The organism is Stenotrophomonas sp. YIM B06876, assembly GCF_030711595.1.
Classification (GTDB): Bacteria; Pseudomonadota; Gammaproteobacteria; order Xanthomonadales; family Xanthomonadaceae; genus Stenotrophomonas.
In genome coordinates, this window is sequence record NZ_JAUJUJ010000105.1 from 1 (window position 1) to 2,556 (window position 2,556).

Here is a 2,556-nt window from a genome sequence, read left to right on the forward strand (position 1 = left end):
GGTGACGAACATTGCTGTGATGTGCTTGGGGTTTTTGTAGCCCAGCTTGGTCGGCATGCGCAACTTCATCGGAAAGCCGTACTTGGGCGGCAGTGGCTCTCCGTCGTAGGTCAGCGTCAGCAGCGTCTGCGGGTGCAGCGCGGTGGGCATGTCGATGCTGTTGTAGTAGTCGTCCGCGCATTTGAAGCCGACGTACTTGGCACCGGTATCGGCGCCGATGCGGTGCAGGAAGTCGGCAAAACGCACGCCGCCCCATCGGCCGATGGCGCTCCAGCCTTCCACGCAGATATGCCGGGTGATCTGGTCGTGTTGCGGCATGGCGCGCAATTCGGCCAGCGTCCAGGCGTGCTTGTCAGCGACCAGGCCGGTCACTTCGAGCTTGTAGCTGGCCTCGTCGACCTCGGGCACTTCATCTTCGCTGTAGAAGGCATTGAACGGGAAGGGGCGGGTGATCTCGGCTTCGGTGTAGGTCGGCGCGAGCTGCGTGGGGCTGAAGATCAGCCCCTGCACCTTGTCGTTGAAGCGCGAGATCTTCATGAGCGCGGCTTCCACACTGGCGTTGTCGCTGATGCTGCAACCTGTCAGCAGCGACAGGCCGCCGAGCGTGAGCGAGCGTTGCAGGAAGGCGCGGCGTGCGGGCTGGTCGAGCTTGCCTGCAATCAGCGAGCGGGCTTCGCGCAGCACGGCTTCGCCGTCGATGTCGAGCCATGTGTGGGCTTTGAGGATTTTCATCATGCTTTGGGCGCGCGGCCGTGGATCATGGCAAGAAGGGTGCGGGGCACCAGGGCCACCATCACCAGGTGCACGGCAAGAAAGGCAACCATGGCGGCCATGGCGCAAAAGTGGATGCGTCGCGCAAACTCGTAGCCGCCCAGCAATTCGCGCAGCATGGGGAACTGCACCGACTTCCACAAAACCAGGCCCGACAGCACGATCACGATGAGATCGAGCATCACGAACAGGTAAGCTAGCTTCTGCACGTTGTTGTAGTGGCGCGGGTCGGCATGCGAGAGCCTGCCCTTGAGGGCGGCCAGCATGTCGCGCAGCACGCCTTGCGGCGTGAGCGGGAAGAACTTGCGGACCAAGCGGCCGCTGACGATGTTGAGTGTCAGGTACAAAAGGCCGTTGAACACCAGCAGCCACATCGCCGCGAAATGCCACAGCAGCGCACCGCCCAGCCAGCCGCCGAGTGTGATGACGGCCGGTATGGAGAACGGAAAGAATGGCGACGCATCGTAGATACGCCAGCCGCTCATCACCAGGATCACCACGGCCAATGCATTGAGCCAGTGCGTGATGCGCATCCACAGCGGATGGATAGGTTGACCATCGGCCGGGTTGGCGAGCGGGGCGATGACGGTGCTGTTCATAGGGCGGATTGTTGGACGTACCCCATGGCCGATGTATCACGCAAAGTTCAATTAATTGTGATAACTCGAAAACGCGTATGGCGAGAAAATGGCGGCCTATGGACTCCATCAAGCGCGTGCTGATCGTTGAGGATGACCCCCACATTGCGGAGCTTCTGCGAATGCATCTGCGCGATGAGGGCTATGCGGTTGAGCATGCCGCTGATGGCCATGCTGGCCTGCGTGAACTCGAGCGCAGCAACTGGGACGCGCTGGTGCTCGACTTGATGCTGCCGGGTGTCGACGGCCTTGAAATCTGCCGCCGGGCCCGCGCCATGGCTCGATACACACCCATCATCATCATCAGCGCCCGGTCGAGCGAGGTGCACCGCATCCTCGGGCTGGAGCTGGGCGCAGACGACTACCTGGCCAAGCCTTTTTCGGTGCTGGAACTCGTGGCCCGCGTCAAGGCGCTGCTGAGGCGTACCGATGCACTGGCGCGCAACGCGCGCATGGAGTCGGGCAGTCTCTCACTCGGCGAACTCGACATCGAGCCGCTGGCGCGCGAAGTGCGGGTCGATGGCAAGCTGATCGAGCTCACACCGCGCGAGTTCGACCTGCTGTACTTCTTCGCCCGCAGCCCCGGAAAGGTGTTCTCACGGCTCGACCTGCTCAACCATGTCTGGGGCTACCACCACGACGGCTACGAGCACACCGTCAACACGCACATCAACCGGCTGCGCCTCAAGATCGAAACCGACCCGGCGCAGCCGCGCCGCATTCTCACGGTGTGGGGGCACGGCTACAAGCTGTCGGCCTCTGTCAACGGGGAGGTCGCGCCATGATGGCCTGGGCCACCTTGTCGCGGCGGCTGTCGGCCGTGTTCGCGGCGCTATTGCTGGTGTGCTGCGGTGCGTCGGTCTGGCTGCAGGTGCGCTCCAATGGCAAGCACGAGCAGGAAGTCATTCAGCGCCTGTCGATTGGGCTGGCGGCGCACATCGCCGAGAACGCCGAGCTGATGAAGCCCGGCGGCCTGAACCAGGATGCGGTGAAGGACCTGTTCGACAAGCTCATGGCCGTCAACCCCAGCGTGGAGGTCTACCTGCTGGGGCTGGACGGCCGCATCGAGGCGCAGGCCGCGCCGCCGGGGCACCTCAAGCGCGACAGGGTCGCACTGGAGCCGATCCGCAGGCTGCTCGCGGGCGCG

Annotated in this window: 3 protein-coding genes and 1 pseudogene; 2 read left to right on the forward strand and 2 right to left on the reverse strand. The window is 63.5% G+C overall.

The window, feature by feature from the left end; translation table 11 throughout:
- The coding region (locus tag QZH66_RS15010; RefSeq protein WP_305806717.1) for a molybdopterin-dependent oxidoreductase at positions 1-732 on the reverse strand (732 nt) is incomplete at its 3' end.
- The gene (locus QZH66_RS15015; RefSeq protein WP_305806718.1) at positions 732-1,370 is read right to left on the reverse strand and encodes a cytochrome b/b6 domain-containing protein; all 639 of its coding nucleotides are present in this window, start codon (positions 1,368-1,370) and stop codon (positions 732-734) included. The genes QZH66_RS15010 and QZH66_RS15015, both read right to left, overlap by 1 nt.
- 98 nt (positions 1,371-1,468) lie before the next feature.
- On the opposite strand from QZH66_RS15015, the gene QZH66_RS15020 reads away from it, so the two are divergent.
- Together QZH66_RS15020 and QZH66_RS15025 are read left to right on the forward strand one after the other, a co-directional pair.
- On the forward strand, positions 1,469-2,194 hold the full coding sequence (locus QZH66_RS15020) for a response regulator transcription factor (protein WP_305806719.1): 726 nt from the start codon (positions 1,469-1,471) through the stop codon (positions 2,192-2,194).
- Positions 2,191-2,556 (forward strand): annotated as a pseudogene (locus QZH66_RS15025) (two-component sensor histidine kinase); the annotation flags it as partial. The gene QZH66_RS15020 and the pseudogene QZH66_RS15025, both read left to right, overlap by 4 nt.

Coding starts and splice junctions, on each gene's coding strand:
- QZH66_RS15020 (WP_305806719.1), top strand. CDS start 1,469: ATGGACTCCATCAAGCGCGTGCTGATCGTTGAGGATGACCCCCACATT.
- QZH66_RS15015 (WP_305806718.1), bottom strand. CDS start 1,370: ATGAACAGCACCGTCATCGCCCCGCTCGCCAACCCGGCCGATGGTCAA.